Below are 24717 nucleotides of genomic sequence, written 5' to 3' on the forward strand. Positions count from 1 at the left end.
TCACACCCGTTCCCATTCCGAACACGGCAGTTAAGCTCTTCAGCGCCGATGGTAGTTGGGGGTTTCCCCCTGTGAGAGTAGGACGCCGCCAAGCATATAATATGGAGGATTAGCTCAGCTGGGAGAGCATCTGCCTTACAAGCAGAGGGTCGGCGGTTCGATCCCGTCATCCTCCACCATTATTATTTTACAACTGCCGGTGTAGCTCAACTGGTAGAGCAACTGACTTGTAATCAGTAGGTTGGGGGTTCAAGTCCTCTTGCCGGCACCACTTTTATAGTAAGACAAGCATGAGCCATTAGCTCAGTTGGTAGAGCATCTGACTTTTAATCAGAGGGTCGAAGGTTCGAATCCTTCATGGCTCATCATTTTTCATGCGGGTGTGGCGGAATTGGCAGACGCACCAGACTTAGGATCTGGCGCCGCAAGGCGTGGGGGTTCAAGTCCCTTCACCCGCATCTTTCATGCGGAAGTAGTTCAGTGGTAGAATACAACCTTGCCAAGGTTGGGGTCGCGGGTTCGAATCCCGTCTTCCGCTCCACTTTTCGTATGTGCCGGGGTGGCGGAACTGGCAGACGCACAGGACTTAAAATCCTGCGGTAGGTGACTACCGTACCGGTTCGATTCCGGTCCTCGGCACCATCTTAATATGCGCCCGTAGCTCAATTGGATAGAGCATCTGACTACGAATCAGAAGGTTGTAGGTTCGACTCCCGCCGGGCGCACCATATTTTTTGCGGGAAGTAGCTCAGCTTGGTAGAGCACTTGGTTTGGGACCAAGGGGTCGCAGGTTCGAATCCTGTCTTCCCGACCATGTGATTTTAATGTGAATGGGGCCTTAGCTCAGCTGGGAGAGCGCCTGCCTTGCACGCAGGAGGTCAGCGGTTCGATCCCGCTAGGCTCCACCATTTTTCAACTATAAAACTTATATTATTTTGGCGGTGTAGCTCAGCTGGCTAGAGCGTACGGTTCATACCCGTGAGGTCGGGGGTTCGATCCCCTCCGCCGCTACCAATAAATATAAGGACCTTTAGCTCAGCTGGTTAGAGCAGACGGCTCATAACCGTCCGGTCGTAGGTTCGAGTCCTACAAGGTCCACCATATGAATTTTTCTTAGCCATGGAGGTATACCCAAGTTCGGCTGAAGGGATCGGTCTTGAAAACCGACAGGGGAGTCAAATCCCGCGGGGGTTCGAATCCCTCTACCTCCTCCATTTTTTAAAAAAAGCAGCAAGTTGTTTTAAAACAACCTTACATACTAGGAAGTAAAAAAACAGTATTCATGAAAACTTGAGGCAAAATAGTTTCATTATTACCGTCGCGGGGTGGAGCAGTCCGGTAGCTCGTCGGGCTCATAACCCGAAGGTCGCAGGTTCAAATCCTGTCCCCGCAATTATTAGGTCCCGTGGTGTAGCGGTTAACATGCCTGCCTGTCACGCAGGAGATCGCGGGTTCGATTCCCGTCGGGACCGCCATTTTTTATTTTGTTCGGCTCAGTAGCTCAGTCGGTAGAGCAAAGGACTGAAAATCCTTGTGTCGGCGGTTCGATTCCGTCCTGAGCCACCATTTTTATTTTAAATTACGGCGATTGTGGCGAAGTGGTTAACGCACCTGATTGTGGTTCAGGCATTCGTGGGTTCGATTCCCATCAGTCGCCCCATTTCGCGGGTGTAGTTTAGTGGTAAAACCTCAGCCTTCCAAGCTGATGATGAGGGTTCGATTCCCTTCACCCGCTCCAATATGGGCCTATAGCTCAGCTGGTTAGAGCGCACGCCTGATAAGCGTGAGGTCGATGGTTCGAGTCCATTTAGGCCCACCATATTTTATTGTTCCGCAGTAGCTCAGTGGTAGAGCATTCGGCTGTTAACCGAACGGTCGTAGGTTCGAGTCCTACCTGCGGAGCCATGGGGAAGTACTCAAGAGGCTGAAGAGGCGCCCCTGCTAAGGGTGTAGGTCGCGCGAGCGGCGCGAGGGTTCAAATCCCTCCTTCTCCGCCATACGGCCCGTTGGTCAAGCGGTTAAGACACCGCCCTTTCACGGCGGTAACACGGGTTCGATTCCCGTACGGGTCATAATAAAGGCTATCTAATTAGTCCTAAAAAAACAGGTGAGAAAAACGATTCGTTTTTCTCACCTGTTTTTTTATTATTCATGGGAAGTAGCTAGCGCAATCCAGTTTCTTTCCTTAATCCTAGCATTCATTCTGATCAAAAGCTTAATTTTAGAATGTCTATGGCATCCTCACTAAACAAACAGTCACACGGCTTACTTGATCTCGTAAACCAAACTAAATGTGATAGTGATGAGTAATTACTTACTCTAAAAAATAGTGAAATAGATAAGAGAAACTGATAGATCGTTCTAATCGAATCTGTTTACAGTGAAATCTAAACAGTAGGCCAACAAACATTTGACGGTATTAAAAATAGAGGGGATACCCCCTACTATACTGTCTCAGTGGACTAACCAGAAAGTCAGAAGTGGGCCATACTGTAGAAACCCTATCTACTGCTGTATCTGTTGGAGCCGATAGATCTATTTGCGATGAAGAGCCGCCAGATGGCGTTCAAGCACTTATGGAAGAGTAGGAGAAGGGATGCGAGTTTGATTTCACCTATAAACTTGACCTTAAGACGAATGGAGACTTTTGGTGGCTTAAGGTTAAATGTCCTACTAGGGCTAATTAGTCAGGATAGTTGATATGAATAAACTAGAAGTGGTTTAGACTGTTTAAACCGATAAAAAAAATTATATGTAATAACGTTAAGACGTTTTATATAGTTACCATTAAAAGAAAATAATCCGGTCCCAGCAGCAAAGTAACTGTGTTATTTGATAATATCCCTTCATAGGCGATTAGTTGGGACAGACCTTGCATGAATAAAACTCCTAAAAAAAGGACCGCAGAAATTCTAAAGAATTTCTTGCGGTCCTTTTTAGTTATTATTTCTTTATTCGAGATTTGCATGTTGGCCATACATTTTATTAGTATCCATTCCCTTTTTATCCATTAACCTCAAAATGACAGCATCGTAAAAAAGTAAGAGAGTTTGCTCAAAAAGAGAGCCCATTGGTTGGATCGTTTGATAATCGCCTTCTGATTGATCTTTAGGTGCACCAGGCATTTTTATTGTGATATCCGCCATTTTTCCAATGGTGGACTCAAGGGAAATGGTTGGAGTCGCAATAGTTCCACCGATGCTTTTTGCTTTCTCAGCCATGGAAACCAAACTTTTCGTTTCTCCTGAACCGGTCCCAAGGATTAAAATGTCGTCTTTTTCAAAGGTAGGGGTGACCGTTTCACCTATTACATACGCATCTATCCCCATGTGCATCATGCGCATGGCAAAGGATTTACCCATAAGCCCGGATCTTCCTGCACCCGCCACGAAAACTTTCTTTGATTCAAGAATCGCATTAACCAGTTTTTCAGCTTCTTCGTCAGCTATTAAGTCTACTGACTGACTTAGCTCTTGTATAATTTTAGCTAAATATTGAGAAGTCTGCATGATAGATATTAGCCTTGTTTAACTAATTTTTGAATTTGGGCTGCTGTCCCTTTAATATCGGCTTGTCCAGTGATACCACCACCAACAATGACAAGGTCAGGTTGCGCTTTAATGACTTCCGGAAGTGTGTCTAATTTTATGCCACCTGCTACAGCAGTCTTGGCATTTTTCACAACACGTTTAATGGTTTGAAGGTCTTCAAAAGAATTCTTTCCAACTGCTTGAAGATCATAGCCAGTGTGCACACAGATGTAGTCGACGCCAAGTGCATCCAATTCTTTGGCACGAGTTTCTAGATCTTTCACAGCGATCATATCAACTAGGATTTTTTTGCCTTGTTTTTTAGCTTCTTCCACAGCCCCTTTGATGGACATATCTTCAGCTGCACCAAGAATCGTGATGATATCAGCGCCAGCTTCAGATGCCTTCATCACTTCATAACCGGCTGCATCCATGATTTTTAGGTCAGCTAATACTGTTAGAGATGGGAAAGCTTCTTTCATTTCCTTAACAGCGCGAAGTCCTTCATTAATTACCACAGGTGTACCGATTTCAACGATATCAATATATTCCTCGACTTGTTTAACCAATTCAATACCTTCTTGAATGTTTACTAAATCCAGTGCCAATTGTAATTCCATTTATCATTCACTCCTAATAGTAGTTATAGTATGGTGCACAGTAAGTATGTACTTCTTGCCTTCGTTCAATGCACAGGCATGAAAATCATAATTGACTGTACAATTAATCATATAGTAAGTATAATGTTTTTGACAGTACGCACTTTAATTATACATAGTGTTAAAAAGTATACTATGGAAATAGGATGTATATTTGGAGGTGATGTGGTTGACAAGGTTACAGAATAAAACCTTCAATTGTGAGAAGGAATTAACTCTCTCGGTTATTGGTGGGAAATGGAAGATGCTCATTTTATGGCACTTGGGGAAACAGGGAACCAAGCGGTTTGGTGAACTGAAGGCACTAATGCCGGGCATCACGCAAAGAATGCTCGTTAACCAGCTTCGAGAGCTGGAAGAGGACCTAATTGTTCATCGCGAAGTCTATCCAATCGTTCCTCCCAAAGTGGAATACTCTCTGACAGAACAAGGAGAAAGCCTAATGCCAATTCTTGACTCGATGTATAATTGGGGTAAAAATTATATGGAGAATGTCGTTGGAGGCGAAGAAGATAGAGAAAAGGGCATCAAGTAGAGAACCGATGTTTCTCCTTATTCTTTAGGTAGAAAAAAGCACTAACGCGTTGCCTTAACTTTTAAAGTCTTATATGGAGAGAGTGTACTCCAATAGAAATGCACATTATCATAAAAAAAGAAAAGTGCTGACCTGTACGGATTTCTGTACAGGCCTGGGACTTTTCTTTATTTTTCGTCTATATAGCTATCTTTCTTTTTGTATGGGATATCGCCTATTTTTGAATCGATGTTTTTCTTATCCAGCATGTCTTCGTATTCTTCTTTGTTTTCATTAGAGACCACTTGACGATTTTTCCCTTTTATATCATTGGATGCATATCCTTCATAGTCTTCAGGGAACGTCTCTGTTTCGTCTTCGGTATCATAAAGTTCATTATAGCTCGTGCGGTTATGCTGGTAGTCCGCTGGAGTGTCTGAAGTTCCGTACTGGGCAACTTCACCGAAACTATCTTCTTTGACGGAATTTTCGTCATCTTTATCTACTTTGCGCCTATTTTCAAAATTATCTCCCTTAGAAGGAATCAGGATTTCTTCTTCGACTGGTCTGTATTCGTCGATGGCATCGGGATGAACCTTTTGTTCCGGTGTATGCTCGATACAATATAAGGTGGAAGGAACTACTTCTAGACGTTCATAAGGGATATCCTTACCGCATTCTTTACAGGTGCCGTAAGTCCCTTCCTGTATAGCTTCCAATGCACCGTCGATTTTTGCGATTTCCTCTTCACCATGTTCACTGATTGCTTGATATCTTTCCTTGTCGAAAAGCTCGGTGCCTAAATCGGCAGGATGATTATCATAGGAAGAAATTTCACCGGAAAAATCGGTTTGTGCCTGTTTCGTGAGGGTTTCGTCATTCTTGATTCTTTGTTGAAGTTGCTCTTTTTCCCTTAACAATTCTTCTTTTAATGTCATGATTTGTTTTTCAATAGCCATTGATTTCCACTCCTTTTATAAATACATTATCTGATACAGTCGATTTTATTCTGTTAATAGTAAGTACCCGAATTAATGGAAGGGGAAACAAGTAAATAACCCCATGCATGGGCATGGGGTGAAGTGGCGTTGCTTTATTGAATGAAGTAATGGATGAGCAAGCCGATGAACATTAGCAGTCCGAAGAAGGTATTCGTCTGTGCGGTTGCTTTCATTGCTGGCACCATCGTAATGGCTTCCGTCTTGCCTACAAAGCCTTTGATGGCAGTCAGGGCCTTTGGAATGCTCAGGAAAGCAAGAAGAATCCATGGTGTTACGTCGCCTAATAGGATAAGGCCAACAATCCACACATAACAGAAAGCAAACATGATGGACATGAAGGTCAGAGCATTTTGTCTTCCCATTACGACCGGCATCGTTTTGCGACCGTGGGCCTTATCGCCGTCATGGTCCCGCAGGTTATTCGATAAATTGATCAACCCCACTAGAACACCGCTTGGTACGGCAATCAAGACGGCCATGGAAGAAACAGTACCGGTTTGAATATAATAGGCAATCAAGATGATCAAGAAGCCCATGAATAGACCGGAAAAAAGTTCCCCAAATGGTGTATAGGATATCGGAAGCGGGCCTCCTGTATAAAGGTAGCCGACCAGCATACAAACAAGGCCAACCACTGCAATCCACCAAGATGATGCGGCGCAAATATAGATTCCCAGTAATAATGAAATCCCATACATGCCAAGGGCCAAGGTCATGATAAGTTTCGGGGTCATGCCATGACGGACAATTCCGCCACCGATGCCGACCGATTCTTCTGTGTCAAGACCTCTTTTGAAATCATAGTATTCATTAAATAAGTTCGTTGCAGCTTGAATAAGGATGCTTGCAATCATCATGGCCGCAAATAAAAGCCAATTTACTTCATCCTCTATTAAAGCAATTACGGTTCCGAGAAGGACCGGTACAAAAGCTGCGGTAAGTGTATGTGGACGAATTAACTCCCACCAGATTTTCCAGGTTCTCTTATGGGGAAGCTCGTCGTATTCTGTTTGCATTATTTCTCTCCTCAAAATCATGATCAGTACCTTAAAATTATAACAAAGATTGAATTTGTTCACAAAAGGTTATCCTATAAAGTGTTGGAAAATTGATGAACCTGGCCTGCCAAATTGAAGGAGAAACTACATCATTATCTAAGAATCAAATAATAAGGAAAAAAGAGGGTATGGATTGCTTGATTAAGGGGTCGTTTTATTGACATGAGGTTGAATGGAGGTGTATCTTTAAATAGGTTAAAAAGCTTTTAAAATGTACGATTTGGGGGGATTTTCATGGCTATCTCGAAAGAAACTGAACGGTTTCAGGGACTGGCTATTGCCATACAAAAGGCGAAGAACTTGAATGAACAAGTTCTATTCAGTCATATAAAGAAATTAGAATTCACTAACCCCCTTTCATTTTATCAAGCTGGAAGAGAACGGTATAAGGGTGAACGCTTCTTCTGGCAGGATCCCGCAAAAGATCTAACCATCACTGGTTTAGGAAACGTTAAGAAAATCCAGGCGGCACCAAATGCCGACCGTTATAGAGAAGTTGAAATGAGCTGGATCAAGCTGCAGAATACTGCTGTTAAAACAGGAGTGACCGATGTGGATGCGACCGGCCCTTTACTATTTGGGGGCTTTTCTTTTGATTATGAAACCAACAGTACGTTCTTGTGGAATCAATTTGGGGACAATCTGTTCTATATACCTACCTTCATGCTATCGATAGTGGAAGGGGAGGCTTACTTAACGACAAACCTACTTTGTTCGCCGGATGATTCAGAAAAACTCTTCATAGATATGATAAACGAAAGGGAAGCATTCCTTATCGAAAAAATGAATGATGGCGATTTACATGCCAATGCCTTTGTTGAGCAGAAGGAAGTCGAGCCAGAGGCATGGAAGCAGACTGTTGCGCAGGCCGTGGAAGAAATTAAGACGACGGATCTTGATAAGATTGTCCTTGCAAGAGAACTTCGTCTTGTGTTCGAACGTTCCATCGATTCAACAAGGGTATTGGAGCAATTGATTGCAGAACAGCCTTTGAGTTATATTTTTAGTTTGGAGGCAGGTGGCGACTGCTTTATCGGTGCGACCCCAGAACGATTAATCAAAAAGCAGGGAAATGAAATCTTTTCAACATGCCTTGCGGGTTCGATGGGACGAGGGAAAAGCGAGGAAGAGGATACGCTTCTAGGGAATGAACTTCTTTCGGACCAAAAGAATTTACAAGAGCATCAATACGTCGTTTCGATGATTTCCAATGCTTTTGAAGTGGTTTGTGAAAAGGTCATGATTCCACCTGGTCCGGAATTGATGAAAAACCGTCATATCCAGCATTTATTCACACCGGTAAAAGGAATCTGTAAAGAGGGTACGACGATCTTTGAATGTGTCGAGAACCTTCATCCCACACCGGCAATGGGCGGACTTCCAAAAGAGAAGGCTGTCAGTCGCATCCGGGAAATAGAAGGATTGGAACGAGGCTTTTATGCGGGACCACTTGGTTGGGTGGATACGTATGGTAACGGGGAGTTTGCAGTCGGAATCCGTTCCGCACTGTTACAGGACAATGAGGCATCGCTATTTGCAGGATGCGGTGTCGTAGAAGATTCAACACCGGAAAGTGAATTCCAGGAAACGGGGATTAAATTCAATCCGATGTTAAGCGCTTTAGGAGGAAAAATGAATGAATGACCGAGATGCATTGACAGCTTATGCTGCTTCGTTTGTCGATGAGCTGGCACAAAATCAAATGAAGCATGTAGTTGTGAGCCCGGGTTCACGTTCTACCCCTCTCGCTTTGTTGCTGGTGGAACATCCTGATATCAAGACACATATTAATGTTGATGAGCGTTCGGCCGCTTTTTTTGCTCTTGGATTGGCTAAGGCATTAAAAGAACCTGTCGGACTTCTTTGTACGTCCGGAACGGCTGCGGCGAACTATCATCCTGCCATCATCGAGGCTTTCTATTCAAGGGTGCCCCTTGTAGTGATGACGGCCGATCGGCCACATGAGCTGCGCGATGTAGGGGCTCCACAGGCAATCGATCAAATCAACTTATATGGAAAGCAAGTGAAGTGGTTTGTCGAAATGGCCCTTCCGGAGAATAGTGATGAAATGATTCGGTATGCCAGGACCATTGGGGCGAGAGCGGTAGCAACGGCGTCGATGGAACCTTCCGGGCCTGTCCACTTGAACTTCCCGTTACGTGAGCCACTGATTCCCAATCTAAAACAAGCCGAAGAATATAGGCACATTAAACTGACACCGGCTGTGATGATCGATAGTGGCATTCGTTCACTAACACCGTCACAAATAGAAGCATTGACCTCTACCTTATCCCAAGCAAAACAAGGCATTATCGTGTGCGGGGAATTAAGGAATCCAGAGATGAAGGAAGCAATCATCGCTTTAGCGGACAAGCTCGCATTCCCGATACTGGCAGACCCCCTTTCCCAATTAAGGAGCGGTACGCATGAAAAAGATGGAATCATTGAGACTTATGATACATTTTTACGCGATGAAGTAGCGAAGGAGGCATTCTATCCGGATGTCGTGCTTCGATTTGGTGCGATGCCTGTCTCGAAGCCATTGCTGTTATTCTTGAAAAAGCAGAAACAGGCAATGACATTGGTCATCGATGGTGGCGCAGGCTGGCGTGAACCGGCTGGCTTGGCTACTAGCATGATTTATTGCGATGAAACGGATTTTTGTCATCGCATCGGTGAAAACTTAACGAGAGCTACAGAGAGAAACTGGCTTGGGTTATGGCAATCCATTAATGAAGCAACGAAGCATGCTTTATCTTCCATCCGCGATGAAGTGGAGTTAAGCGAAGGAAAGCTATTTTCTCTACTACAGGATTTGATGCCGGCAGGTTCGACACTATTCGTCGGCAACAGCATGCCAATCCGAGATCTTGATACGTTCTTTTTGAATAATGATAAAAAAATCAAGACGATGGCCAACCGGGGAGCGAACGGGATCGATGGTGTGGTTTCCACGGCACTTGGAGTCAGTACGGTTTCTGAAAATACGGTATTGGCTATAGGCGACTTAAGCTTTTTCCATGATATGAACGGCTTGCTAGCGGCTAAACTGCAAAAGCAGAATTTCACGGTGTTATTGATCAATAATGATGGCGGTGGGATATTCTCCTTCCTTCCGCAGGCGAATGAGAAGGAACACTTCGAAACATTATTCGGGACACCGCACGGACTTGATTTCTCCCATGCTGCTTCACTTTATGGTGGGAAATATAACAAGGTTCAGACTTGGGAAGAATTAAAGCAAGTATTCACAGAGTCATTTGAAGTACCTGGCTTGAAAATCATCGAAGTACCGACAGAACGGGAATCCAATCTGCAAACACATCGAAATTTGTGGAGTTTTGTTTCCCAGGAAATAAAAAAGGTGCTAAACAGGGAAATTTCATGAAAATAGTCAGTGGAGATGTCACATATGCTGTTGAAATAACGGGAAATGGCGAACCTCTCATGTGCCTGCATGGGTTTACCGGAAATCGGGATACATGGGATTTTCTTGTTCCAGTGTTGCAGAATCGCTATTCGCTCATCCTGGTTGATATCATCGGCCATGGGGAAACGGTGGCGCCTGACAATTTCGAGCGGTATGGGATGGAGCAGGTAGCAAAGGATTTGAAGCATATTTTAGATGAGCTGAAACTACCTAAAGCCCATATCCTTGGGTACTCGATGGGAGGCAGGCTTGCCTTGGCCTTCTCTTGTTTGTATCCGGAATCTGTTCATACATTGATGCTGGAAAGTGCCTCTCCCGGTCTTGAGACAGAGAAGGAACAAGAGAGTCGCAGAAGCAATGATGCGAAGCTTGCCCAGCAGATTCTTGAAAACGGGATGGAAGCGTTTGTCGAAAAGTGGGAAAACATCCCGTTGTTTGAAACGCAGAAAGTGCTGCCAACAGATGTACAAACCTCGATTCGGCAACAACGACTTGGGAATGTACCGACCGGGCTGTCGAATAGCCTGCTAGGCATGGGGACTGGAAGCCAACCTTCTTATTGGGAGAAGCTTGAAGACTTGGATTTTCCAGTGTTGCTTGTGACGGGTGAACTTGATCCAAAGTTCTGTCATATTGCTAAAATGATGCAAAATCGATTGAAAAATGTCGAATGGAAAAAAATTAATGGCGTCGGGCATGCGATTCATGTGGAAGATGGACAAAAGTTTGGTAAAATAATAAGTGAGTTTTTAAAGCGAAATAAGGAGGAATTACAATGACAATTCAATGGGAAACTATTCGTGAATATGACGAAATTTTATACGAGAAGTATAACGGCATCGCGAAAGTATCGATAAACCGTCCGCATGTACATAATGCATTCACACCTAAAACGACTGCAGAGATGATTGACGCATTCGCAAGAGCACGTGATGATGCCAGCATCGGTGTCATCATTTTGACAGGTGTAGGCGGCAAAGCCTTCTGTTCAGGTGGAGACCAAAAAGTACGCGGCAATGGCGGGTATGTTGGGGAAGATAATATCCCACGCCTGAATGTACTTGATTTACAACGTTTAATCCGTGTGATTCCAAAGCCGGTCGTAGCGATGGTTGCAGGTTATGCGATTGGTGGCGGTAATGTATTGAATGTCGTTTGTGACTTAACAATCGCTGCTGACAATGCAATCTTCGGTCAAACTGGTCCTAACGTGGGTAGCTTCGATGCCGGTTACGGTTCAGGTTACTTAGCTCGTATCGTTGGACATAAGAAGGCGCGCGAAATTTGGTACCTATGTCGTCAATACAATGCACAAGAGGCATTGGATATGGGCTTAGTCAACACGGTTGTGCCTCTAGATCAATTAGAAGCAGAGACAGTTAAATGGTGTGAAGAAATGCTTGAGAAGAGCCCAACAGCGCTTCGTTTCTTAAAAGCAGCGATGAACGCCGATACAGATGGACTTGCTGGTCTTCAACAACTTGCTGGGGACGCAACTCTTTTATATTACACAACAGATGAAGCAAAAGAAGGCCGCGACGCGTTCAAAGAAAAACGTGATCCAGACTTCGGACAATTCCCTCGTTTCCCTTAATGAAAAAAGTAAGAGAATGAGTGGTTTGATTAGGGGACAGCTTGGCGAAACTATTCGTCGAGCTGTTTTCTGTATCTAAAAGAAAAAGGAGAGGGCTCTTGGATGACTGAAGAGAAATTGCCGAATTGGCTGAAAAACCGTGCTCACTTATCACCTGACCGTCCGGCGATTGAGTTTGAAGGGAGCACGTATACGTTTCTCGAATTACATAGATTGACGGAAAGTATGGCCGGTAAATTGGCAGGTAGTGGTGTAAAGGTTGGTGATTCATGCGCGGTCTTACTTCGGAACCATATCGATAGTGTCGTCGTGATTCATGCACTCTTTTATCTCGGTGTGAAAATCGTCATGCTTAACAATAAGCTCACGGTAAGGGAATTATCATGGCAAATCAAAGACAGTGAGTCAACGAGATTGATATCGGAAGAATGGTTTTCCGAGAAGCTTTCTGGGATTCAGGATTTGCTTCCAAGTGTTCCGGTACTGTTGAAAGAAGAATTGCCTAAGGAAGGGACCGCGGAGATTCGCGATGTATTCTATCTTGAAGATACCGCGACGATCATGTATACATCGGGTACGACGGGCCATCCAAAAGGCGTCATCCAATCGTTCGGCAATCATTGGTGGAATGCGGTCGGTTCCGCATTGAACCTCGGGTTGAGGGAAGAGGACAGTTGGTATTGTGCGGTTCCCATTTTTCATATAAGCGGTTTGTCGATTTTGATGAAAAGCGTGATATATGGAATGAAGGTCGTATTGGTGGAGAAATTTGATCAACGGGAGGCGAACCAAAGCATCCAGAACAACGGAGTGACAATGATTTCGGTTGTAACGGCGATGTTGAACCGAATGCTGCATGACCTCGGTGATGCGCGTTACCCGGAGACGTTTCGTTGTGTGCTGCTTGGCGGAGGCCCGGCACCTGTCCATATGCTTGAAGCGTGTAAGGAAAAAGGAATACCTGTTTATCAATCTTATGGCATGACGGAAACCGCTTCGCAAATTGCGACACTTGCCCCGGAAAGTGCGATGACAAAGATTGGATCTGCGGGAAAGCCCTTGTTTCCTGCGCAACTAAGGATAGAAACAGACGGTAAGATTTGTGGACCAGGTGTAGCGGGTGAAATCGTGGTATCTGGACCTAATGTAACTAAAGGCTATCTCAATCGATTGGATGCGACGGAGCAGGCGATTTCAGACGGATGGCTGTATACGGGAGACCTTGGTTATCTTGATGAAGAAGGTTTTTTATATGTACTCGACCGGCGATCGGACTTAATCATATCCGGAGGAGAAAATGTCTATCCAGCCGAGATTGAAAATGTCCTTAGTACGCACCCGGCCGTTTTCGAGGCGGGGGTCACGAGTTTGGAAGATGAAACATGGGGGCAGGTGCCGCTTGCTTTCGTTGTCAGGCATAAAGGCATGGAAGTTAGCGAGGCCGAGCTTTTGGAGTATTGCCGAGAAGGGCTGGCTGCTTATAAAATTCCCCGAAACGTGATTTTCCTTGAGGAGCTACCACGCAATGGTGCAAGCAAGCTCTTGCGTAGGGAACTGAAGAAGCGATGGGAGGGACAGGTATGAAGTTGTCGTCCATCGCTTTAAGGCTTATGAAGGCCCCTTTAAAGCGCCCATTCAAGACTCATCTGGAAACGGTGACTGAACGGGAAGTCATCATTGTTGAAGCAAAGAATCAGGACGGGATGACCGGATACGGGGAAGCGGTGCCGTTTTCGAGTCCCTGGTATACAGAGGAAACGGTTAAAACTTGTTTTCATGTGTTGGAGGACTTCCTGATTCCTAAGACTTTGGCCTTCGATTTGAAGCATCCGAATGAACTGGCTGGCCTCTGGAGCGGAATCAGAAGGAATGCTATGGCAAAATCGGCTCTGGAACAGGCAATCTGGGATTTGTACGCAAAGCAAGAGGGTATCTATTTAGGAAAGCTTTTCGGTGGGGAAAGGACCGAGGTAGATGCGGGGGTCGTCATTGCCTCTGACCGTATAGAGGATGCACTACGTCAAATAGAAGAAAGCTTGGAAGTCGGTTACCGGCGATATAAAATCAAGATCAATCCAACGAATGATCTCGAATTCCTTACACAAATACGAAATGCCTATCCCGATATCCCCTTGATGGTGGATGCCAATTCGGCATATTCCCTACAAGATGTCCCGCACCTGCAAAAGCTGGATGCCTTTAACCTCATGATGATCGAGCAGCCGCTTGGGCACGATGACATCTTGGAGCATTCCTTGCTACAAAAGGAACTGAAGACCCCGATTTGCCTCGATGAAAGTATCAATTCGTATCATGATGCGAAAAGTGCGCTGATGCTAAAGAGCTGCGGAGTGATCACCATTAAAATGGCCAAAGTCGGCGGCTGGTCCCAAGCGGTCAAAATCCATGACCTATGCGTGGAACACGGTGTTCCTCTCTGGTGTGGTGGCATGATCGAGTTCGGCATATCACGGGCCCATAACCTGGCGCTGGCCACATTACAAGGATTCACGATTCCAGGGGATATCTCCTCTTCGTCCCGCTATTGGGAGAGTGACATCATCGAACCGGAAGTCATCGTGAAAAATGGTGTCATCCAGGTTCCGTATAAAACGGGAATCGGTTTTAAAATAAACAAGAAGCGGTTGGATGAGCTGACAAGCTATAGGAACGTGTATAAGTGAATGTAAAACCATGATCTAATTTGGGAAAAATATAGAACGAGTGGTGAAGCTGTCATGGGGCAGCTTTTTTTGTTGCCAATTATTGAACATTTCTTGCAACATAAATAATATTTAGTATTTATTGAATAAAGTTAAAGTAAATGTTAAAGTATTTATAAATAATTGTAAAAAACAAGGGGTTTTGAAAATGGATGCTAAAGATTTACCAAGCTGGATTACATCTTTAGAAGCGGAAGATTTTCAGTTTATCAAAAATTTTGTCATGAATTCAGGCAGTTTAAAAGAAATCGCCAAATTCTATGGTGTCTCCTACCCGACTGTAAGGATTAGATTGGATAAGTTGATCCAGAAAATTCAGCTGAGCGAGAATTCGGAAAACGAGGAGTTCATCAGTTTCATTAAAAAACTATCTATCGATGACCGAATCAGCTTAGAGGATGCAAAAATGATCATTGATAAATATAAAAAGGAAAGGGAGGATGTAAAATGAATGAATGGTATAGGCCTATAATTATTATATTGCTGCTTGCACTTCAGCACTTTTTATCAACAAGGAGTAATCGATACTTGGGAAGTGTCCTCCCCATCATATATTTAGCCGCTTTACTATTCGGAGGGTTTACAGGTAGCATCGAAGGCGTGATGCAGGTGGTTCTTTTAATTGTTGTGGGCGAAGCCGTTTTATTGTACTACTGGGTCATTGGAAGAAAGACGGTATCCAATAAGAGAAAAAGAGAATTAGAAAAAATGAAGACAATGGATATAAAATGATGAACTAGATCAGTCTTAAAAAAATATTTATTTGTAAAAGCCCCATTTTAATGAAAAATGGGGCTTTGTCTATTTTTCCTTTTATGGATTATTTTGTATAATGGGAGAAAGCGATAACAACGTAAGAACAGGGAGGGGGGAAGTATATGAAGAAACCATACCTTATTGCAGAGATTTTGCTGAAAAGAGGGATGCCGGATTTGGTCATTAAGGAAATCACTGCATTAGCGGAGTGTGAATTATTTCTTTTGAAAAGAAAATGGGGAATCTATGACCGAACGACCGAAGCATAAAATAGGAACCGTCACGTATGAATCGGTCCCTTATATATGAACTATGCCTTTTTAAGACGGTAACGATTGACAGGACGGCCAACGTTGCCATACTGTACATCAAGTTGAAGGATCTCTTCATCATGTAAGTACTCGAGATAGCGCCGGGCTGTTACCCTCGCAATTCCGATTCCGTCGGCCACGTCCTCCGCAGATAAAGCCCCAGGTTGGGTTTTAACGAATTTTGTGACTTGTTCTAACGTGGATTTATTCAAGCCTTTTGGAACGTCGTCTTTTAACACCTGTTTAGATGACGACTGATTTTGAAAGAGAATGCGATCGAGTTGGATTTGGGATATAGAATGTTCTGGCTCAACTTCCATGCGAAAGGCATAGTATTGTTCCAGTGTATGTTTCAGCCTTTCATATTTAAATGGTTTAATTAAATAATCAAAGGCCCCGTTCTGTATCATCTTGCGGATCGTTTTCTGATCATTGGCCGCCGAGATGATGATCACATCGACATCAATCTGTTCTTTTCTAATTTGATAAAGCGTATCCACGCCATTCAAGTTCGGCATGAAGATGTCCAAAATGACGAGATCTGGTTTCAGCTTCCTGATTTTTTCAAGTCCCTCAAGTCCGTTATGGGCAGTGTCCACCACTGTAAAGGCGGGAACCCGTTCGATAAATTGCTTATTTACCTCTTGGACCATCGGGTCATCTTCAATTAAAAGTACGCATATTTGATTGGTCATGTGATCTCCTCTATATCGTGCATGGGGAAGGAAAGAAAAAAGCTGGTCCCTTCGTTAGGTCGTGTCGTAAAACTCATTTCGCCATGCGCCTTTTTTACGATTTGATTGATTAAATAAAGCCCGATTCCCGAACCTTCAGCCCCTTTTGTTGTAAAGCCATACTCGAAAATATCGTTATGGATGTGTTCAGGAATGCCTGGACCATTGTCTTCAAGTACGATTTGGCAATGCTGTTCATCTTGATAGATGGATAGGTAGACCTGCTTGGATTCTTCGTCTGAATATTTGAGTGCCGCAAACGAATTTTCAATCAGGTTACCGATGATTAACACAAAATCATGGTAATCCAAAACAGGTGGAAAGTGATCCAGCCTTGTATGCTTGTCCATGATTAGCTCGATTCCAAGCTCCCGTCCTAAAGAAACTTTACTCAAAAGCAGCCCCACTAAATTATCATCGTGAATGTGCTTCGTCAAAAACCTGGTCAATTCCTCTTGCTCTTCGGTAATCTGAAAGATGTATTGCAAGGCATCGTCTAAATTACCCAGCTGTATTAACCCGGCAATCGTATGAAGCTTGTTCATATGCTCGTGATTTTGTACGCGCAGGGCTTCAACGAAAGCTTTTACGCTAGTTAATTCTTCTGCAAGCTTCGTCACATCGGTCCGGTCTTGGAAAATGGCTACGGCACCAACGGTCTTATTGGCTATCTTAATCGGTACCCGGTTGCTCAGGATGTTTTTTTGCTGGACGGATATCTCCTGGTTGACGATGGGGGTCGTCCGTTCCAGTACTTCTGGTAGTCGGGTATCGCTCACGACATCCGTAATCTTTTTGCCAATCACTGGACCGCTTATGTTCAGCATCTGTTTTGCCTTTTCATTGAATATCGTAATAATCTGATTGTTATCGATGGCAATGACCCCTTCATGCATGGCATTGAAGGCGGCTGTCCTTTCAACGAGCATCTGGGAAATCTGGTGCGGCTCAAGCTGGAAGGTTTCCTTTTTTATGCGTCTGGCTAGAAGCCATGAGCCGCATACACCAAAGAGTAATGTCAAAAGGAGAATGATCAGGATTTCGGTCTTTAAGTCAACAATCACCTCTGGAATCGTCGGCAGGATGTTCCCGACAAGGACGACACCGATTTGCTTGTTTTCTTTATCAAGGATGGGAACGAAGGCACGGACGGAAACGCCAAGGTCCCCCACGGCTTTCGAGATATATTCATGTTCTGCAAAAGCGGCACTCTCATCATTGCTTTTCGATAAGGTTCCCAGTTGGCTGTGTACCGGATGGGAATAACGCAAATGCTGATTATCCAGCACGACAATATAATCTGCCTGATGAATCTTTCTTAAATTTTCGATGATGGGATTTAGGTCATTCCACCCTTCCGGTTCAAGAACCATTTCCTGTACCTCGGGAAGTTCGGCAATGGTATGGGCCGTGATCATTGAACGTGTACCGGTTTCCTCTTCCCGGATGGATACAATATTTCCAAATATGATAATTCCACCTATAATGATGGAAAAAGCCACGATTATGAATGATAGTAGGGTGATTTTTAATTGTATGGGCATATGAAAGGATTTATCCATTAGTTTTCCTCCGTGATATCTCCTATTAATAGTAACAGAATGTTCGATTATTTTCGCCCATTTTCGAACGTGGTCATACTACAGGAGGGAAGCTGTGATAGAATAAACGTATATGTGAAGCGGGTCGGTAAGGAGATGTCACTATGCGTGCTTATACGGGATACATTGTCTTGATTGGGATAGGCGTATTGATTGCGATTTATGTTGCCTTTCAATCGTTCTTTACAAGTTTTGGGTTCGATTTACCTAGAGATGAAGAACAGGTTGGAATGGAGGATCAAATCGTGATTAAATTCAGTCATGTGGTGGCTGAAAATACACCCAAGGGTCTAGCGGCAAGTCGGTTTGCTGCCCTTGTGGATGAATACACCGATCATCGTGTCAAAATTGAGGTGTATCCGAACCAATCGTTATATAGTGATCATCAAGAAATAGAGGCATTACAAGAGAATAAGGTTCAGATGATTGCGCCAACCACTTCAAAAATTACGAATATATCGAAAAAATGGATGCTTTTGGACTTGCCTTATATTTTCCCCACCGATGAGGCGCTGCAAGAAGCGCTGAATGGGGAAGTGGGAGATGAGCTACTCAATCATTTACATGCGGTGGACATTAAGGGACTGGCATTTTGGTCGAATAACTTCAAGCAAATAACCAGTAATGAGCAGATTCGCCATCCTGAGGATTTTGCCGGGAAAAACTTTCGAATCATGCCAAGTCCGGTGCTTGAAAGTCAATTTCAACATTTTGGAGCATCGACTTCGAGGCTGGAGTTTAACGATACATTCAAAAGCTTGGAAATCAATAAAACGGATAGCCAGGAAAACACGATTTCCAATATCTATTCCAAGAAACTATATGAAGTGCAAAAGCATTTAACCATAAGTAACCATGGATATTTGGGGTATGTCGTCATGATGAATCAATCTTTTTGGGAAGAGCTCCCCGTAGACATCCAGCAGCAAATCCAGCGGGCCATGGATGATACGACTTCTTGGCTTTGGGACAAGTCGAAGGAAATGAACGAGACGCAGTTGCATGATATCGAGAAGAAATCCAATATCGAGATTTATACACTATCCGAAAAAGAGCGGAAGGAATGGATGGAAGCAATGACTGACATCTACCCTGAATTCGAGTCAACCATCGGAAAAGACCTATTGGATAAAATGGAAAGAATAAGGGATAAATATATAGAATGATAAAATAAGAAGCCGGACTCAATTTCAATGATTGAGTCCGGCTTCTTTTGGTATTACAACTCTTCAGCAGGTTTGAAGGTACGGCATCCAGTTTGGTGGCTAGTATGAGCCCGTTCTTCCGAATAGTGCTCGATTTTTATCATATCCGCAGAACATCGATTGCCGTGCTTCCAAAAAGTACAGCTGTCAACAGCACATTTTACATCCTGAGCCATATGATCTCCTCCTCTATAATGGTACACCTATAGCTTTGAACAAAGGAAAGGCTATTACACTGTGTTAAAAATGGAAAGAGGTGAATCCTTGAATGGACTCACCTCATGTATGTTTATTGTAATGCCGTTTGTAATGTCTTGATGTTATTTTCCATGAGGCTGAAGTAATCTTCACCGGCTTCAATGTCTTTATCAGTCAAGACGGAAAGGTTATGGAATTCAAGTGCTTCCGCTCCCATTTCCTTTTGAATGATTTCGGTAAGCTTCGAACTGATATTTTGTTCATAAACGACATAGTGAAGATCTTCTTCCTTAGCCATGGTAACAATGCCGGCCAGTTGTTTTTGTGAAGGTTCACTGGACGATGTAAGACCGGTCACCCCGATTTGTTCAAGTCCGTAGCGTTCCTCCCAATAACCATAAGCGGAATGGGATACGATCACTTTATTCGTACGTCCAGCTTTGATGGTCTTCGCAAATTGCTTATCAAGTAACTTCAATTTATCGGAAAGCTCGTTAAATCGATTCGTAAAATACCCTTCCTGTTCCGGCAGTTGCTTTGTTAACTCATCCTTGATGGTATCAGCCATCTCGATGGAGTAAACCGGGTCAAGCCACAGATGAGGGTTGACGCCACCATGGTCATGGCCATCGTCTTCCTTTCCTTCATGATCATGATGTTCGGTTTCTTCTTGCTTATGTTCATCGACTTCAACGGACTCACCCACAGCAATTGTAGAAACCCCTTCATCCTTTAAAATCGGTTTTGCTTTTGTCACGAACCCTTCCAGGTTATAGCCGATATAGAAAAATAGATCGGAATTAGCCATATTTACAATATCCTTTTGAGAAGGGTCGAAGGTATGCTCATCTGTACCGGGTGGGTAAATCGTTTCCACATTCACAAATTCTCCCCCGATGGCTTCTGTGAAATATTCGAGTGGATAAACAGTCGTATGGATATCCAAAACATTTTTATCTTCATTCTTATTTTCCTCTGAGTTGCCGCAGCCGGTAAGAGCCAATGATGCAATAAGCGAAAGAGAAAGTAGGATTTTACTTTTCATGAAAAATGCTCCTTTATAAATAATTCGTATTGATTACGATTTAAAATGTATGGTTAAAAAACGAAATGATTACGATTTGATTATAGTATAATACAAAAAAAATATCTGGAAAGCAAGAGTTTTTTGTTAATGTCCTTTTTTTTGTTTTTTCTTTTTTTCTGGGACAAGGTCGATACCGCCTGGATGGAATGGATGGCATTTAAGAATCCTGATGATGGCAAGCCAGCTTCCTTTTATAGGGCCAAAACGGTTGACTGCTTCCAAGCCGTAATGGGAACAGGTAGGGTAGAAACGGCAGGTAGGCGGTTTTAATGGAGAAATGACAATTTGATAAAAACGTATGACTCCCATGATCATTTTTTTTAACAAGACGCTTTCATCTCTTTTCGGATAAATTCACTATCGTTTATTATACCATATTTTTTTGGTTTTCAAGAAGGTTATAAAAGGATGTGGGAAAGAAAATTGGGCTTGTATGGATTATCGGCACAAATTTAAAAGGGTGAAATATATTGTATTTCAAGGTAAAATAGAAGAGACATACAATTAAGGAGTGAATTAAATGCCTTCAGTTGAAAGCTTTGAATTAGATCATGATGCTGTTAAAGCCCCCTATGTAAGACATTGCGGTGTCCATAAGGTTGGGACAGATGGTGTTGTTAATAAATTTGATATCCGTTTTTGCCAGCCGAACAAGCAAGCAATGAAGCCGGATACGATCCACACTTTAGAACATTTGCTAGCGTTTAACATCCGAAAGCATTCGGAACAGTACGATCATTTTGATATTATCGATATTTCGCCAATGGGCTGCCAAACGGGGTACTACCTAGTTGTCAGCGGTGAGCCGACCGTGACGGAAATCATCGACGTACTTGAAGATACGTTCAAGGATGCGCTGCAAATCACAGAAATTCCAGCTGCTAACGAGAAACAATGCGGCCAAGCCAAATTGCATGATCTTGAAGGAGCCAAGAAATTGATGAATTTCTGGTTATCACAAGATAAAGCGGACCTTCATAAAGTATTCGGTTAATCTCTTGCAAAAATCCTGTCTTGGAAAAGACAGGATTTTTTTATTTATCATGATCTTTTTGCTCTTCTTCGTTTTTTGGCAGGGGGTCAATGGGATCGACCGTATGCTTGTAGCTGTAGCCTTTACCAATGGTCAGGACAGACAACCCCAGGACAATCAGAATCACTATAATGGATATCACTAAAACCGTAATCATATGGATAACCCCTTTTTGTTATATATTAGGTTAATTTTAACATAAGTATTTGGACGAGGGATGTTTCGATCTTTGCAGAACGGGAACTATATAACTATAACCAAATAACGGAGGTAGATATTATGGCTCAGAAAAAATTAGGGAAATTAGTGAACAAAGAAATTGCAAACTTCAACGTTCTTTATACAAAAATCCACAATTATCACTGGTTCGTAAATGGACCTCACTTCTTTGAACTTCACCAAAAATTAGAAGAATTATACACAGAAATCGGCACGGATATGGACGAGTTGGCTGAACGACTTCTTGCCATCGGCGAAAAACCAGTCGCTACACTTAAAGAGTATCTAGAATTGACCACTCTTGAAGAAGCAACTGGCAAGGAAAATACAGAAGATATGGTGCAAAGCGTCATAAACGACTTCGAACTGCTTTCTACGGAATTCCTGGAAATCATCGAAGCGGCTGAAGAGGAAGATCCTGTAACAGCCGACATGCTGACTAGCATGAAGAAAAGCTTGAATAAACACGCATGGATGCTACGTGCTTACTTAGGTAACTAAGCTTGAATGAGAAAGACTCTACTTCGGTAGGGTCTTTTTTTTTGACAAGATTAAGGTATTGAAGGCAAGGAAAATCCCCAATCTGAAACTAATTACCCACTAAGAGTCTTCGTACTGTTATCCTGTGTCTTCTCCTTACGGGCAAATCGCCGAGTGCCTAGCACGCATAGCGCCACGGCAGTGTTCACGGCCACGAGGGCCAGGGTTACTTCCTCATTTAAAATGAATGAAGCAAGCAACAGCCCGAAAAATGGTTGAAGCAGCTGCAATTGTCCAACTGCCGCTGTACCCCCTTGTGAGAGGCCCCGGTACCAGAACACGAAGCCAATGAGCATGCTGAATAAAGACACATAGGCAAGGCTGAAAAGAGCGGGTTCTCCGATGTTCGTCCACGATTTGGGCGAGAGATAGATCGAAAGCGGCAACATGAGGGGGAGTGATAGGACGAGTGCCCAACAAATTACCTGCCAATCCCCGAGCCGCCGGGATAAACGGGCACCTTCTGCGTAACCGAGACCACATACGATGATGGAAGCGAGCATGAATGCGTCGCCAATCGGCGATGATTCCCGATTATGGATGAAGGCATATCCTGCGACCAGAAAGCTGCCAATGAGCGAAAAGATCCAAAAGGAGAGGCGAGGACGCTCGCCGCCACGTACGACCCCGAATATCGCGGTCGAGAGCGGAAGGAGCCCTATGAAGATGATGGCATGTGCCGATGTGACATATTGCAGGGCCAGGGCTGTCAACAGGGGGAAACCAACCACCACGCCCAACGCTATTACAATTAGCGGAACAATATCGCTTCTTCCAGGACGTTGTTGCTTGAATAGGAGAAGGAGGGCGCCTGCCAATACGCCTGCTATCGCCGCACGGCAGAATGTTAGGAATAATGGATCGATATCCGCTACAGCCAAGCGTGTCGCAGGGAGCGATCCGCTAAAAATCAGTACACCAATAAAACCGTTCACCCAACCATTCGTTGTTTTCTTCTTCATGATAAATCACTCCTCAAATCACGTAACTCCTGAATTTTTTATCGTCATATTTCCTTTTAATGGATTACAATGAATATATACCGACAGTGACCTTTAATAAACGGCCAGTTTCCATAAATAAAACCATGCCAGTTAGGAGGAAGCATAGAAGTGGATATCACGTTCTTCTTAAATAGAAATCTAGATATTCCCTTATATCAGCAGCTCTATCAACTATTCAAAAAAAACATGCAGGATGGCCATATTCAAAAAGGAGTGAAACTTCCTTCCAAAAGGTTGCTTGCGGCTCAGCTTTCAATCAGCCAAACGACCGTAGAACGGACCTATGAACAGCTTGCTGCTGAAGGATATATTGTGAGTAAACCAAGAAGTGGCTGGTTCGCAGATTATGACGAAATTGATTTAATACATAGTGAAATGGCGAATAACCCGTCTATTAAGCCTGTTACAAGAGAGAAGGAGAACTGGATTGATTTTCATTATGGCAATGTGGATTCTGTCCATTTTCCTTTTTCCGCTTGGCGAAAAAGTATGGTCGGTAGTTTAGACCAATATGGTCAACAGCTTCATCGGCCAGGAGATATATTGGGGGAACTCGAGTTGAGGACGCTCATTGCCGAAAACTTATATCATTCCCGGGGTGTTCATTGTCGACCTGAACAGGTCATTTTAGGGGCGGGGAATCCGATTCTGTTGCAGATTCTATGCCAAGTCTTACGGAGGGATATTTCCATAGGGTATGAAGATCCGGGATTTCCGAGGTCAAGGAAGATCTTTGAAATGAATTCCATGAAGATTATTCCCATTCCAGTGGATGAGGAAGGAATCTGTATGGATGGAATCCGAAAAGAAAATCCATCCCTTGTGTATGTGACCCCTTCACACCAATTTCCACTTGGCACCGTCATGACGTTTGATAGAAGAAGACAACTGCTAAAGTGGGCAGCAGAAAATCAATCATTCATCATTGAAGATGATTATGACGGCGAATATAGATACAGCGGACAACCAATTCCCTCCCTGCAAGGGCTAGACCAGCATGAACGAGTCATCTTTATGGGGACTTTCTCTAAATCGCTTCTGCCTTCATTGCGCGTCAGCTATATGGTTCTTCCTTCATCTCTTTTAGAAAAAGGCCGCGAAATCACATCCTTATATAAGCAAACGGTGTCTTGTCATGTCCAACTGACACTTGTGGAATTTATCAAAAAGGGAGAATGGCAGAAACACATCAATAAAATGAGAAAGCTATACCAAAGAAAGAGAGAGATTTTATTAGAGACTCTACAAAGTGAAATGGGAGAACAAGTGAAGGTTCGTGGAGGAGACACGGGACTGCATATCATGCTTGATGTGAACTCTCATTTTAATGAAAAAGAGCTTATTGAAAAAGCAAAAGAGCAAGGCGTAAAAATATATCCCGCTTCACCGTTTTATACGAAGCAACCTCCGGGCAACACCGTCTTCATCGGGTTCGCAGGAGTCTCAGAAGCAGACATCCGAGCGGGTATAAAAAAATTAAAAGCTGCATGGATGAATTGAATGATAGAAAAAAAGGGGGA

Annotated in this window: 25 protein-coding genes, 21 tRNA genes and 1 rRNA gene; 36 read left to right on the plus strand and 11 right to left on the minus strand. The window is 43.5% G+C overall.

Annotated features, from left to right (window positions below; translation table 11 throughout):
- The 22 genes from rrf to ACIQXN_RS18000 all read left to right on the plus strand — a co-directional run.
- Window positions 1-94, plus strand: a 5S ribosomal RNA gene (rrf, locus tag ACIQXN_RS17895); the annotation flags it as partial.
- A 9-nt stretch (window positions 95-103) separates the two neighbouring features.
- Window positions 104-179 (plus strand) — tRNA-Val (locus ACIQXN_RS17900).
- A 16-nt stretch (window positions 180-195) separates the two neighbouring features.
- A tRNA-Thr gene (locus ACIQXN_RS17905) sits at window positions 196-271 on the plus strand.
- A 21-nt stretch (window positions 272-292) separates the two neighbouring features.
- A tRNA-Lys gene (locus ACIQXN_RS17910) sits at window positions 293-365 on the plus strand.
- 11 nt (window positions 366-376) lie between these two features.
- Window positions 377-458, plus strand: a tRNA-Leu gene (locus ACIQXN_RS17915).
- An 8-nt stretch (window positions 459-466) separates the two neighbouring features.
- Window positions 467-541, plus strand: a tRNA-Gly gene (locus ACIQXN_RS17920).
- Between the two features lie 12 nt (window positions 542-553).
- Window positions 554-642: transfer RNA gene (locus tag ACIQXN_RS17925), tRNA-Leu, on the plus strand.
- A gap of 9 nt (window positions 643-651) precedes the next feature.
- A tRNA-Arg gene (locus tag ACIQXN_RS17930) sits at window positions 652-728 on the plus strand.
- 9 nt (window positions 729-737) lie between these two features.
- Window positions 738-814: transfer RNA gene (locus ACIQXN_RS17935), tRNA-Pro, on the plus strand.
- Window positions 815-832: 18 nt separating this feature from the next.
- A tRNA-Ala gene (locus tag ACIQXN_RS17940) sits at window positions 833-908 on the plus strand.
- A 29-nt stretch (window positions 909-937) separates the two neighbouring features.
- Window positions 938-1014, plus strand: a tRNA-Met gene (locus ACIQXN_RS17945).
- Between the two features lie 10 nt (window positions 1015-1024).
- Window positions 1025-1101: transfer RNA gene (locus ACIQXN_RS17950), tRNA-Ile, on the plus strand.
- 20 nt (window positions 1102-1121) lie between these two features.
- Window positions 1122-1214, plus strand: a tRNA-Ser gene (locus tag ACIQXN_RS17955).
- 105 nt (window positions 1215-1319) lie between these two features.
- A tRNA-Met gene (locus ACIQXN_RS17960) sits at window positions 1320-1393 on the plus strand.
- Window positions 1394-1399: 6 nt separating this feature from the next.
- Window positions 1400-1475 (plus strand) — tRNA-Asp (locus tag ACIQXN_RS17965).
- Window positions 1476-1490: 15 nt separating this feature from the next.
- A tRNA-Phe gene (locus ACIQXN_RS17970) sits at window positions 1491-1566 on the plus strand.
- 18 nt (window positions 1567-1584) lie between these two features.
- Window positions 1585-1660 (plus strand) — tRNA-His (locus ACIQXN_RS17975).
- 4 nt (window positions 1661-1664) lie between these two features.
- A tRNA-Gly gene (locus ACIQXN_RS17980) sits at window positions 1665-1738 on the plus strand.
- Between the two features lie 4 nt (window positions 1739-1742).
- Window positions 1743-1819: transfer RNA gene (locus ACIQXN_RS17985), tRNA-Ile, on the plus strand.
- An 11-nt stretch (window positions 1820-1830) separates the two neighbouring features.
- Window positions 1831-1905: transfer RNA gene (locus tag ACIQXN_RS17990), tRNA-Asn, on the plus strand.
- A 1-nt stretch (window position 1906) separates the two neighbouring features.
- Window positions 1907-1997: transfer RNA gene (locus tag ACIQXN_RS17995), tRNA-Ser, on the plus strand.
- Window positions 1998-2000: 3 nt separating this feature from the next.
- A tRNA-Glu gene (locus ACIQXN_RS18000) sits at window positions 2001-2072 on the plus strand.
- A gap of 879 nt (window positions 2073-2951) precedes the next feature.
- On the opposite strand, the gene hxlB is transcribed toward ACIQXN_RS18000, so the two are convergent.
- Together hxlB and hxlA are read right to left on the minus strand one after the other, a co-directional pair.
- Window positions 2952-3509, minus strand: a complete 558-nt coding sequence (gene hxlB / locus ACIQXN_RS18005; RefSeq protein ID WP_402969679.1) for a 6-phospho-3-hexuloisomerase — start codon at window positions 3507-3509, stop codon at window positions 2952-2954.
- Window positions 3510-3517: 8 nt separating this feature from the next.
- The gene (gene hxlA, locus ACIQXN_RS18010; RefSeq protein ID WP_402969682.1) at window positions 3518-4150 is read right to left on the minus strand and encodes a 3-hexulose-6-phosphate synthase; all 633 of its coding nucleotides are present in this window, start codon (window positions 4148-4150) and stop codon (window positions 3518-3520) included.
- A 208-nt stretch (window positions 4151-4358) separates the two neighbouring features.
- Here hxlA and ACIQXN_RS18015 point away from each other — a divergent pair, with 208 nt between their 5' ends.
- On the plus strand, window positions 4359-4724 hold the full coding sequence (locus ACIQXN_RS18015) for a winged helix-turn-helix transcriptional regulator (RefSeq protein WP_402969684.1): 366 nt from the start codon (window positions 4359-4361) through the stop codon (window positions 4722-4724).
- Between the two features lie 167 nt (window positions 4725-4891).
- Here ACIQXN_RS18015 and ACIQXN_RS18020 read toward each other — a convergent pair whose 3' ends face one another.
- Together ACIQXN_RS18020 and ACIQXN_RS18025 are read right to left on the minus strand one after the other, a co-directional pair.
- Window positions 4892-5662 (minus strand): TraR/DksA C4-type zinc finger protein, encoded by a 771-nt coding sequence (locus ACIQXN_RS18020; protein ID WP_402969687.1) that lies wholly within the window; start codon window positions 5660-5662, stop codon window positions 4892-4894.
- A 134-nt stretch (window positions 5663-5796) separates the two neighbouring features.
- Entirely contained in the window at window positions 5797-6720 is a 924-nt protein-coding gene (locus ACIQXN_RS18025) for a 1,4-dihydroxy-2-naphthoate polyprenyltransferase (protein WP_402969690.1), read from the minus strand.
- A 276-nt stretch (window positions 6721-6996) separates the two neighbouring features.
- Here ACIQXN_RS18025 and ACIQXN_RS18030 point away from each other — a divergent pair, with 276 nt between their 5' ends.
- From ACIQXN_RS18030 to ACIQXN_RS18070, 9 genes are all read left to right on the plus strand, one after another.
- A complete protein-coding gene (locus ACIQXN_RS18030; protein ID WP_402969693.1) occupies window positions 6997-8406 on the plus strand; it encodes an isochorismate synthase in 1410 nt (469 codons plus the stop codon).
- Window positions 8399-10150, plus strand: coding sequence for a 2-succinyl-5-enolpyruvyl-6-hydroxy-3-cyclohexene-1-carboxylic-acid synthase (menD, locus tag ACIQXN_RS18035; RefSeq protein WP_402969696.1), 1752 nt, complete (start codon window positions 8399-8401; stop codon window positions 10148-10150). Before ACIQXN_RS18030 ends, menD begins: the two co-directional genes overlap by 8 nt.
- Window positions 10147-10971, plus strand: a complete 825-nt coding sequence (gene menH, locus ACIQXN_RS18040) for a 2-succinyl-6-hydroxy-2,4-cyclohexadiene-1-carboxylate synthase (protein ID WP_402969699.1) — start codon at window positions 10147-10149, stop codon at window positions 10969-10971. The genes menD and menH overlap by 4 nt, the downstream gene beginning before the upstream one ends.
- A complete protein-coding gene (gene menB / locus ACIQXN_RS18045) occupies window positions 10968-11786 on the plus strand; it encodes a 1,4-dihydroxy-2-naphthoyl-CoA synthase (protein ID WP_402969701.1) in 819 nt (272 codons plus the stop codon). Before menH ends, menB begins: the two co-directional genes overlap by 4 nt.
- A 102-nt stretch (window positions 11787-11888) precedes the next feature.
- Window positions 11889-13370 (plus strand): o-succinylbenzoate--CoA ligase, encoded by a 1482-nt coding sequence (locus tag ACIQXN_RS18050; protein ID WP_402969704.1) that lies wholly within the window; start codon window positions 11889-11891, stop codon window positions 13368-13370.
- On the plus strand, window positions 13367-14470 hold the full coding sequence (gene menC, locus ACIQXN_RS18055; protein WP_402969707.1) for an o-succinylbenzoate synthase: 1104 nt from the start codon (window positions 13367-13369) through the stop codon (window positions 14468-14470). The genes ACIQXN_RS18050 and menC overlap by 4 nt, the downstream gene beginning before the upstream one ends.
- A gap of 187 nt (window positions 14471-14657) precedes the next feature.
- Window positions 14658-14960: a DUF2089 family protein gene (locus ACIQXN_RS18060; protein ID WP_402969710.1), complete on the plus strand. Its 303-nt coding sequence runs from the start codon at window positions 14658-14660 to the stop codon at window positions 14958-14960.
- A complete protein-coding gene (locus ACIQXN_RS18065) occupies window positions 14957-15241 on the plus strand; it encodes a hypothetical protein (protein WP_402969713.1) in 285 nt (94 codons plus the stop codon). The genes ACIQXN_RS18060 and ACIQXN_RS18065 overlap by 4 nt, the downstream gene beginning before the upstream one ends.
- 146 nt (window positions 15242-15387) lie before the next feature.
- Window positions 15388-15534 carry a hypothetical protein gene (locus ACIQXN_RS18070; protein WP_402969716.1) on the plus strand — a complete coding sequence of 49 codons (147 nt, stop codon included), beginning with the start codon at window positions 15388-15390 and terminating at the stop codon, window positions 15532-15534.
- Between the two features lie 41 nt (window positions 15535-15575).
- Here ACIQXN_RS18070 and ACIQXN_RS18075 read toward each other — a convergent pair whose 3' ends face one another.
- Window positions 15576-16271 (minus strand): response regulator, encoded by a 696-nt coding sequence (locus ACIQXN_RS18075; RefSeq protein ID WP_402969718.1) that lies wholly within the window; start codon window positions 16269-16271, stop codon window positions 15576-15578.
- Complete coding sequence (locus ACIQXN_RS18080; RefSeq protein WP_402969722.1) at window positions 16268-17872, minus strand: ATP-binding protein; 1605 nt, start codon at window positions 17870-17872, stop codon at window positions 16268-16270. Before ACIQXN_RS18080 ends, ACIQXN_RS18075 begins: the two co-directional genes overlap by 4 nt.
- Before the next feature lie 143 nt (window positions 17873-18015).
- Here ACIQXN_RS18080 and ACIQXN_RS18085 point away from each other — a divergent pair, with 143 nt between their 5' ends.
- The gene (locus ACIQXN_RS18085) at window positions 18016-19077 is read left to right on the plus strand and encodes a DctP family TRAP transporter solute-binding subunit (protein WP_402969725.1); all 1062 of its coding nucleotides are present in this window, start codon (window positions 18016-18018) and stop codon (window positions 19075-19077) included.
- Between the two features lie 53 nt (window positions 19078-19130).
- Here the strand turns inward: ACIQXN_RS18085 and ACIQXN_RS18090 are convergent, their stop codons facing one another.
- The 3 genes from ACIQXN_RS18090 to yidD form a co-directional block, all read right to left on the minus strand.
- Window positions 19131-19292, minus strand: a complete 162-nt coding sequence (locus ACIQXN_RS18090; protein WP_402969728.1) for a DUF1540 domain-containing protein — start codon at window positions 19290-19292, stop codon at window positions 19131-19133.
- A 113-nt stretch (window positions 19293-19405) separates the two neighbouring features.
- Complete coding sequence (locus ACIQXN_RS18095) at window positions 19406-20359, minus strand: metal ABC transporter solute-binding protein, Zn/Mn family (RefSeq protein ID WP_402969731.1); 954 nt, start codon at window positions 20357-20359, stop codon at window positions 19406-19408.
- Window positions 20360-20485: 126 nt separating this feature from the next.
- Window positions 20486-20716, minus strand: coding sequence for a membrane protein insertion efficiency factor YidD (gene yidD, locus ACIQXN_RS18100; RefSeq protein ID WP_402969869.1), 231 nt, complete (start codon window positions 20714-20716; stop codon window positions 20486-20488).
- Window positions 20717-20921: 205 nt separating this feature from the next.
- Here yidD and ACIQXN_RS18105 point away from each other — a divergent pair, with 205 nt between their 5' ends.
- Entirely contained in the window at window positions 20922-21395 is a 474-nt protein-coding gene (locus tag ACIQXN_RS18105; RefSeq protein WP_402969734.1) for an S-ribosylhomocysteine lyase, read from the plus strand.
- Window positions 21396-21435: 40 nt separating this feature from the next.
- Here ACIQXN_RS18105 and ytzI read toward each other — a convergent pair whose 3' ends face one another.
- A complete protein-coding gene (gene ytzI / locus ACIQXN_RS18110) occupies window positions 21436-21591 on the minus strand; it encodes a YtzI protein (RefSeq protein ID WP_402969737.1) in 156 nt (51 codons plus the stop codon).
- 122 nt (window positions 21592-21713) lie between these two features.
- Between ytzI and ACIQXN_RS18115 the strand changes: the two genes are divergently transcribed.
- Complete coding sequence (locus ACIQXN_RS18115; protein WP_402969739.1) at window positions 21714-22154, plus strand: Dps family protein; 441 nt, start codon at window positions 21714-21716, stop codon at window positions 22152-22154.
- A 92-nt stretch (window positions 22155-22246) separates the two neighbouring features.
- Here ACIQXN_RS18115 and ACIQXN_RS18120 read toward each other — a convergent pair whose 3' ends face one another.
- Window positions 22247-23155, minus strand: coding sequence for a DMT family transporter (locus ACIQXN_RS18120; protein WP_402969743.1), 909 nt, complete (start codon window positions 23153-23155; stop codon window positions 22247-22249).
- A 150-nt stretch (window positions 23156-23305) separates the two neighbouring features.
- On the opposite strand from ACIQXN_RS18120, the gene pdxR reads away from it, so the two are divergent.
- Complete coding sequence (pdxR, locus tag ACIQXN_RS18125; protein ID WP_402969746.1) at window positions 23306-24697, plus strand: MocR-like pyridoxine biosynthesis transcription factor PdxR; 1392 nt, start codon at window positions 23306-23308, stop codon at window positions 24695-24697.
- Window positions 24698-24717 lie beyond the last annotated feature (20 nt).

The organism is Peribacillus sp. NPDC097295 (assembly GCF_044761665.1).
Taxonomy (GTDB): domain Bacteria; phylum Bacillota; class Bacilli; order Bacillales; family DSM-1321; genus Peribacillus.

Excerpts from the sequence above, each read along its gene's own strand:
- hxlB (WP_402969679.1), bottom strand. The coding sequence starts at position 3,509 with ATGCAGACTTCTCAATATTTAGCTAAAATTATACAAGAGCTAAGTCAG.
- hxlA (WP_402969682.1), bottom strand. The coding sequence starts at position 4,150 with ATGGAATTACAATTGGCACTGGATTTAGTAAACATTCAAGAAGGTATT.
- ACIQXN_RS18020 (WP_402969687.1), bottom strand. The coding sequence starts at position 5,662 with ATGGCTATTGAAAAACAAATCATGACATTAAAAGAAGAATTGTTAAGG.
- ACIQXN_RS18025 (WP_402969690.1), bottom strand. The coding sequence starts at position 6,720 with ATGCAAACAGAATACGACGAGCTTCCCCATAAGAGAACCTGGAAAATC.
- ACIQXN_RS18030 (WP_402969693.1), top strand. The coding sequence starts at position 6,997 with ATGGCTATCTCGAAAGAAACTGAACGGTTTCAGGGACTGGCTATTGCC.
- menD (WP_402969696.1), top strand. The coding sequence starts at position 8,399 with ATGAATGACCGAGATGCATTGACAGCTTATGCTGCTTCGTTTGTCGAT.
- menH (WP_402969699.1), top strand. The coding sequence starts at position 10,147 with ATGAAAATAGTCAGTGGAGATGTCACATATGCTGTTGAAATAACGGGA.
- menB (WP_402969701.1), top strand. The coding sequence starts at position 10,968 with ATGACAATTCAATGGGAAACTATTCGTGAATATGACGAAATTTTATAC.
- ACIQXN_RS18050 (WP_402969704.1), top strand. The coding sequence starts at position 11,889 with ATGACTGAAGAGAAATTGCCGAATTGGCTGAAAAACCGTGCTCACTTA.
- menC (WP_402969707.1), top strand. The coding sequence starts at position 13,367 with ATGAAGTTGTCGTCCATCGCTTTAAGGCTTATGAAGGCCCCTTTAAAG.
- ACIQXN_RS18060 (WP_402969710.1), top strand. The coding sequence starts at position 14,658 with ATGGATGCTAAAGATTTACCAAGCTGGATTACATCTTTAGAAGCGGAA.
- ACIQXN_RS18065 (WP_402969713.1), top strand. The coding sequence starts at position 14,957 with ATGAATGAATGGTATAGGCCTATAATTATTATATTGCTGCTTGCACTT.
- ACIQXN_RS18070 (WP_402969716.1), top strand. The coding sequence starts at position 15,388 with ATGAAGAAACCATACCTTATTGCAGAGATTTTGCTGAAAAGAGGGATG.
- ACIQXN_RS18075 (WP_402969718.1), bottom strand. The coding sequence starts at position 16,271 with ATGACCAATCAAATATGCGTACTTTTAATTGAAGATGACCCGATGGTC.
- ACIQXN_RS18080 (WP_402969722.1), bottom strand. The coding sequence starts at position 17,872 with ATGGATAAATCCTTTCATATGCCCATACAATTAAAAATCACCCTACTA.
- ACIQXN_RS18085 (WP_402969725.1), top strand. The coding sequence starts at position 18,016 with ATGCGTGCTTATACGGGATACATTGTCTTGATTGGGATAGGCGTATTG.
- ACIQXN_RS18090 (WP_402969728.1), bottom strand. The coding sequence starts at position 19,292 with ATGGCTCAGGATGTAAAATGTGCTGTTGACAGCTGTACTTTTTGGAAG.
- ACIQXN_RS18095 (WP_402969731.1), bottom strand. The coding sequence starts at position 20,359 with ATGAAAAGTAAAATCCTACTTTCTCTTTCGCTTATTGCATCATTGGCT.
- yidD (WP_402969869.1), bottom strand. The coding sequence starts at position 20,716 with ATGATCATGGGAGTCATACGTTTTTATCAAATTGTCATTTCTCCATTA.
- ACIQXN_RS18105 (WP_402969734.1), top strand. The coding sequence starts at position 20,922 with ATGCCTTCAGTTGAAAGCTTTGAATTAGATCATGATGCTGTTAAAGCC.
- ytzI (WP_402969737.1), bottom strand. The coding sequence starts at position 21,591 with ATGATTACGGTTTTAGTGATATCCATTATAGTGATTCTGATTGTCCTG.
- ACIQXN_RS18115 (WP_402969739.1), top strand. The coding sequence starts at position 21,714 with ATGGCTCAGAAAAAATTAGGGAAATTAGTGAACAAAGAAATTGCAAAC.
- ACIQXN_RS18120 (WP_402969743.1), bottom strand. The coding sequence starts at position 23,155 with ATGAAGAAGAAAACAACGAATGGTTGGGTGAACGGTTTTATTGGTGTA.